The sequence below is a fragment of the Desertihabitans aurantiacus genome (assembly GCF_003344635.1).
GTDB classification, from domain to species: Bacteria; Actinomycetota; Actinomycetes; order Propionibacteriales; family Propionibacteriaceae; genus Desertihabitans; species Desertihabitans aurantiacus.
In genome coordinates, this window is record NZ_QPKK01000240.1 from 1 (window position 1) to 5971 (window position 5971).

Genomic DNA, 5971 nt, shown 5'->3' on the forward strand with positions numbered 1-5971 from the left:
GCAGCCAGGAACCGCCGACGCGAGCCGGCGGCGTCCACCCCGGTCCCCGCGGCGGCCCGGCCCAGCAGCTGGACGGCGAACAGACCGGCCAGGATCGCCACCCCCGACGGCAGGACAGCGAGCGGCCCGAGGTCGGTGCGGAGCACCGAGAGCAGCACCCCGACCAGCCCGATGGCGACGATGCCCAGCTGGGTGAGCCCCGGGCGGCGTCCCCAGGCGGTGCCGAGCAGGGCGCCGAGACCGAGCGTGACGACCACCACCGCCGCGATCAGCAGCGGCTTGTCGGCGGTGCCCACGGCCCGCACCACCACGTCCTTCACCGGGGTGGGGGCGAGGTCGACCAGCTGGGAGCCGACCACCACGGCCGGCGAGGCGCCGGGCCCGGTGAGCCCGCTGACCAGGTGTCCCAGCGCCAGGGCGACGCCGGCGGCGACGAGGCCGACCAGCGCCCCGGCGCTCCTGGTGACCCGGGTGGTCGGCTCGGTGTCGGTGCTCATGGACGGAGTTCGTGCCGGGTCGCTGGGCGGATGGCTCAGCGGCCGCGATCGGCCGGCGGGGACGTCCGCGGCAGCGGGTCGGTGGCCTCGGCCCACAGCTCTGCCTCGGCGGCGGCGCGCCGGTTCTGGCGCACGAGCACGGTGGTGACGACGGCCACCAGCGCGGACAGCAGGATCAGCAGCGGAGCCTTCATGGCGCCGAGCCTACGTCTGGCCACCGGCCCCGGTCAGACAGCACCGATCCGCTCCGGAGCGACGTAGTCGAACGTCAGGGAGGCGGTGTCCACGATCCCGACGCTGCCCTCGGCGACCGTCCGGGTGCGGCCGCGTCGTCCGGGCGGGATCAGCTGCGCGAGCCCGTAGGAGGTGGTGCGTCCGTAGCGGCGGGGTCCGTTGCGGTGGTGGTAGTGACCGTGCAGGTGCAGCAGCGGCTGCAGGTCGTCGATGACCCGGGTGAGCTTCGGCGAGCCCTGGGTGCGGCCCTCCCAGGTCGCGAGGCCGTAGGGCCCGTCGTGGGTGATGAGGACGTCGACGCGATCGAGCCGAGCCGCTGCCGCGAGGTCGAGGTCGTGCCCGGCCGCGGGTTCCTCGATCCCGCCGAGGAATCCGAATCGTCGGCCGCCGACTTCCATGGTCGTCCCGCACTGCACGTGCCAGAAGGCTCCACCAGGGTCGATCGGAGCCACCGGGCCGATGGTGTGCAACGAGCACAGCCAGTCGCGGCTGTCGTGGTTGCCCGACACGAAGTAGGTGGGCGCGCCGGCGTCCACCTGCAGCTCACCGTCGACGAGGGCGAAGACGTCCCGCTGCTCGGGGTAGGCGTCGACGAAGGCCCGGTCGCCGTCGGGGAGGGCGTCGATGCTCGGGTACGCGCCGAGGTCACCGACCTGGATGGCGACGTCCACACCGAGCGCTCCGACGACGGTGGCTGCGTGGCGGACGCAGCCGTGGACGTCGCCGAGGATCGCGATCTGCACAGGGCACTCCTCAGTGTGCCCGCCCACCCCGGGCGCCGTTGCCCGACCGCACCACCCTAACGCCGAGCCGGGGGCGCTGTCGGCGTCCGGCGTGGGACCCTGGCCGGGACACGACGGAGGTGCCTCGATGACGACACCGGACTGGATGCTGCCGCGTCCGCCGAGCGTGGACGGCGCCGAGGTCGACGCGGACGCCGACACGCTGCTCGCCGCGGCCGCCGACCCCCGGACGACCGAGCTGCCCAGCTCCCCGTACCCGGTGTGGCAGCTGCTCTGCTCCCTCGGTGACCGCGGACGGGTGCTGCTGCACGGCTCCACCACGGGTTCGATCACCGAGCTGGAGCCGAGGGCGGCCGACGACGTCCTCGCGTTCGGCGCCCAGCGGGGGGTGTACGCGTCCAGCGACGGCATCTGGGCGCTCTACTTCGCCGTGCTGGACCGCAGCCGCTACCGCGGCAGGCACCTGAACTCGTGCGTGGAGTGGGGCGACCCGCCGCAGCGGGGCTACGTCTTCTCCCTCGACCGACGCCGTGTGGACGAGCCCTGGACGACCGGCTGGGTGTACCTGCTGCCGACGGCGGGGTTCCGGCGCCAGGTCCTCGACGTCCCCGGCGTCGAGCCGGTGCGGTCGGCGCAGTGGGTCAGCCACCAGCCGGTGCGACCGCTGGCCCGGGTCCCCGTCGGGCCGGAGGACTTCCCCCTCCGCGACCGCGTCGGCAGCCACGACGACGCGGTCGTCGCCGCGCGGGCGGCGGCCGACCCGGCCGGCTTCCCCTGGCTCGACCCGCCAGAGGCTCCTCCGACCGAGCCCGGTTGACCTCGACATCGTGCCGCGCCCCGGGCTGCCCGCTCGCCGTCTCCTCCTGACGCCGAGCGACCAGTTCCCTCCCGCGCGGGTGGCGTAGCCCCTAGGGTGCACCCGTGGGCGAGGAGGAGGACGATCTCAGCACGCAGTGGACGGCTGCGGCGCGGACGAGGTACGTGGCGGCGGCGGAGACGCTGATCGCGTCCCTGCGCTCCCACGTCGAGCTGACACGCGAGCGGAGCGGGCGACAGCGCGAGCTGCCGGACTACTTCGCCTCGGTCAACCGGCTGGAGACCGCCGCGGCGGCCTTCCAGGAGGCCGAGTTCGACTGGTGCGGCTCGTTCCCGCTACCCCTGTACACGCCCGGCGAGGGCGACCCGGGCGAGGAGGACGTCGACGACCGGGACGCGGATCCCACCGGACAGGTGCTCACGGTGGTCAGCCGGTCCGACTACCGGCTGGTCGACGCCGATGCCGTCCTCGAGGCCGGCCGTGCCGGCTACCGGCGCAGCTGGTCGGAGGACACCGACGAGGACGCCCGACTCTTCGTCGCGGATGTGGCCGTCGCTGTGCTGGAGATCATCCACGCCGACGGCTCCGACGCTCTGGACCGCTGCCCGGGGCTGGACCCCGAGGCCAGCACGGAGACCGTCATCCTGCACGACGGGGATGCCTGGCCCGGCGACGACGACGCGGACCCGTTCGCCATCGTCCGTCGATGACGGACCGACGACCGGCGACTCCCTCGTGGGTCGACGCCATCACCTCGCCGCCCGCTGGCGGCCCTCACCAGACGATGCTGATGCACAGGGTGGCGGACCCCGACCGCTCGGCGGCCACGGCCACCGCGTCGATGGTGGCCCGTTCGGCGCCGGTGCCGATCCCCAGGGCGTGCAGACCCAGCCTCAGGTGGGCGTCCTGCTCCACCGCAGGCGCCCGTGCCCCAGCTGCCGCAAGGCCGGGCGTGCCCCGCCCACTCGTCGTGGACCTGCTCATCCTCCACCTGCCCGTCCTGCCGGCGCGGACGAGCCCCTCCCGTCCACCCCGCCGACGACGACAGCGTCCAGCAGCCCGCTCAAGGCGCTGCAACGAGCGGCGACGTCGCCGGGAACCCGCGCGCGGTGGACGTCCTCGGCGCCCCAGACGAGGCGGATCACGGCGTCAGCCCGGGAGCTGGACGGTCTGCGTCAGCGCCCGCCGCCCAGCCGTCGCGAGGAGGGCGGGGTGAAGCGGGTGCGCGGCTCGTCCTCCAGCGCCTCGCCCATCACCGGCCGCCAGAGGTGGCGGCCGGCATCCCCGCCGCCGTCGCCGGTGAGCACCCGGCCGCCCTCGAGCGACAGCCCGGTCAGCGAGCGGCGGTGGTCGTCCCAGTACGGGTGGGTCTTGTCGACCGCGATCGAGGCGCAGCCGGCGACCTCGGGGCTGTAGCCGCAGAACCAGGTGGCGTTGCTGTCGTCCGTGGCGCCGGTCTTGCCCGCCAGCGGGTGCCCGTCGCCGGGGTCGGCGGGACGTCCGGTCGCGTCCATCACGCCCCGCAGCAGCTGGTTGACGCCGCGGGCGACCTCCTTGCCGACCACCCGCTCGCACCCGGCCTCCGGCACCGGCAGCTGCCGGCCCTCCCGGTCGGTCACCGAGGCGACCACCACCGGCTCGCAGTGCACGCCGTCGGCGGCGAAGGTGGCGTAGGCCTCGGTCAGCGACAGCGGGGTGATGTCGACCGGGCCCAGCGGCAGGGAGAAGATCGAGGACTGCTCGGCCCACGGGGTGCCGTCGGAGAGCTCCACCCCGGTCCGCTCGAGCATGTCGGTGACGTGGCACATGCCGGTGTCGCGACCCAGCTGCAGGTAGTAGGTGTTGACCGACCAGGCGGTGGCGGTGCGCAGGGTCATGTCGTCGCCGGAGCGGGTGGAGTTCTTCGGACGGTAGCCGTCGGGGACGGTCACGGGGCCGTCGCAGGAGCGGAACCGGGTGCCGCTGAAGTCACGGCGGGCCGGGGCGTCGTAGCGCCGGCTGACCGAGATGCCCTGCTCGAGCGCGGCCGCGGCGACGAAGGTCTTGAACGTCGAGCCGGCCTGGAAGCCCTCCGCGCCGCCCAGGCGGGCCGGCACCGCGTAGTTGTAGTAGGTCTCGCCGCGCCCGTCGCCCATCTCCGGGCGCGACTGGGCCATCGCGCGGATCAGCCCGGTGCCGGGCTCGACCAGGGTCATCGTCGAGATCACCGGGTCGGTGGGGCTGACCAGGTCGGCGATGGCCTCCTCGGCCACCCGCTGGGTGCCGGGGTCGATCCGGGTGCGGATGGTCAGCCCCCCGCGCTGCAGCACCGCCTCCCGCTCGGCCACCGTGCCGCCCCAGGACGCGTCGGCGACCAGGGTGCGCCGGACGTAGTCGCAGAGGAAGGGGAACTCCGACTCGACGCAGCCGTTGCGCTGGGGACGCACCTGGTCGGGGTCCCACGGCTGCTGGCGGGCCTCGTCGGCGGCCTGCCGGCTGACCAGGCCGAGGTCGGCCATCCGGTCGAGCACGACGCCGCGCCGCTCGACCGCGCGCTCGGGGAAGCGCACCGGGTCGGTCGCCGTGGGGTTCTGCACCAGGCCGGCCAGCATCGCGGCCTCGGCCAGGTCGAGGTCGGCGGCGGTGGTGCCGAAGTAGTGCCAGGCCGCCTGGTTCACCCCGTAGGCACCGTCGCCGTAGTAGGCGAGGTTGAGGTAGCGCTCGAGGATCTCGTCCTTGCTCAGCCGCTTCTCCAGGCCGATCGCGTAGCGCATCTCCTGGATCTTCCGCGCGTAGGACCGCTCCTGGGCCGCCCGGATGCCCTCCTCGTCACCGGCGACGCGGGCCTTCTCGACCTGCACCATCTTCACGTACTGCTGGGTGATGCTCGACCCGCCCTGGGTGGCCTCTCCGCCGGCGGTGTTCTGCAGCAGGGCCCGCAGCGTCCCGGTCAGGTCGAGCGCACCGTGCTCGTAGAAGCGGTGGTCCTCGATGGCGACCTGGGCCTGCTGCATCACCGGGGCGATGTCGTCCAGCTCGACGTAGACCCGGTCCTGGTCGTAGAAGTCGGCCAGCACCGACCCGTCGGCCATCAGCACCCGCGAGCGCTCCGGCTGCGGCGGCGTCTCGAGGTCGGCCGGCAGCAGGTCGACGCCGGTGGCCGCGGCCCGTCCCCCGACCCCGGCCAGGGCGGCGGCCGGCACCACCAGACCCGCCGCGAGCAGCCCGGTCACCGCGCTCAGCACCACGAACACCACCCCGGCCCAGACCATCCCGACGGCCCGTCTCGTCCTCGTCATGGCGCCCAGCATCCGTGGCGTCTCTCTTGCGGACAAAGCATGGAAAGCGCTGATCCATGTCAAGATGACATGCGTGAGCCGTCCGGTCGATCTGCTGCCCGCCTGCGAGGCGTTCCTGGCCGTGGTCGACCGCGGCAGCTTCACCGTGGGCGCCGCCAGCCTCCAGGTCTCCCAGCCGGTGGTCAGCCGACGGGTGGCGACCCTGGAGCGGACGCTCGGCGGGCAGCTGCTGCAGCGCTCCACCCGCAGCGTCGCCCTCACCCGCTACGGCCGGGCGGTGCTGCCGGCCGTCCGCCGGGTGGTCGAGGCGACCGACGCGCTGCGCGAGCAGGCCGAGCTGCGCCGCGGCGCGCCGCTGCGGATCGCGCTGCCGGCCGAGCTGGGCACGGCCGAGCTGGCGCG

Annotated in this window: 7 protein-coding genes and 1 pseudogene; 3 read left to right on the plus strand and 5 right to left on the minus strand. The window is 74.2% G+C overall.

Annotation, left to right across the window (positions count from 1 at the left end; all coding sequences use genetic code 11):
• From DVA66_RS16065 to DVA66_RS21010, 3 genes and pseudogenes are all read right to left on the minus strand, one after another.
• A pseudogene (locus DVA66_RS16065) lies at window positions 1–497 on the minus strand (molybdopterin-dependent oxidoreductase); the annotation flags it as partial.
• Window positions 498–532: 35 nt separating this feature from the next.
• On the minus strand, window positions 533–691 hold the full coding sequence (locus DVA66_RS21365) for a DLW-39 family protein (RefSeq protein WP_198671842.1): 159 nt from the start codon (window positions 689–691) through the stop codon (window positions 533–535).
• Between the two features lie 33 nt (window positions 692–724).
• Window positions 725–1474 carry a metallophosphoesterase gene (locus DVA66_RS21010; RefSeq protein ID WP_157974058.1) on the minus strand — a complete coding sequence of 250 codons (750 nt, stop codon included), beginning with the start codon at window positions 1472–1474 and terminating at the stop codon, window positions 725–727.
• Window positions 1475–1601: 127 nt separating this feature from the next.
• Between DVA66_RS21010 and DVA66_RS21015 the strand changes: the two genes are divergently transcribed.
• Together DVA66_RS21015 and DVA66_RS16080 are read left to right on the plus strand one after the other, a co-directional pair.
• The gene (locus DVA66_RS21015) at window positions 1602–2291 is read left to right on the plus strand and encodes a hypothetical protein (protein ID WP_157974059.1); all 690 of its coding nucleotides are present in this window, start codon (window positions 1602–1604) and stop codon (window positions 2289–2291) included.
• Between the two features lie 104 nt (window positions 2292–2395).
• Window positions 2396–3001 (plus strand): hypothetical protein, encoded by a 606-nt coding sequence (locus DVA66_RS16080; protein WP_157974060.1) that lies wholly within the window; start codon window positions 2396–2398, stop codon window positions 2999–3001.
• A gap of 64 nt (window positions 3002–3065) precedes the next feature.
• Here DVA66_RS16080 and DVA66_RS16085 read toward each other — a convergent pair whose 3' ends face one another.
• Both DVA66_RS16085 and DVA66_RS16090 read right to left on the minus strand, forming a co-directional pair.
• Window positions 3066–3206 carry a hypothetical protein gene (locus DVA66_RS16085; protein WP_198671843.1) on the minus strand — a complete coding sequence of 47 codons (141 nt, stop codon included), beginning with the start codon at window positions 3204–3206 and terminating at the stop codon, window positions 3066–3068.
• A 260-nt stretch (window positions 3207–3466) separates the two neighbouring features.
• Window positions 3467–5569, minus strand: a complete 2103-nt coding sequence (locus DVA66_RS16090) for a transglycosylase domain-containing protein (RefSeq protein ID WP_157974061.1) — start codon at window positions 5567–5569, stop codon at window positions 3467–3469.
• 73 nt (window positions 5570–5642) lie between these two features.
• On the opposite strand from DVA66_RS16090, the gene DVA66_RS16095 reads away from it, so the two are divergent.
• The coding region (locus tag DVA66_RS16095; protein ID WP_198671844.1) for a LysR family transcriptional regulator at window positions 5643–5971 on the plus strand (329 nt) is incomplete at its 3' end.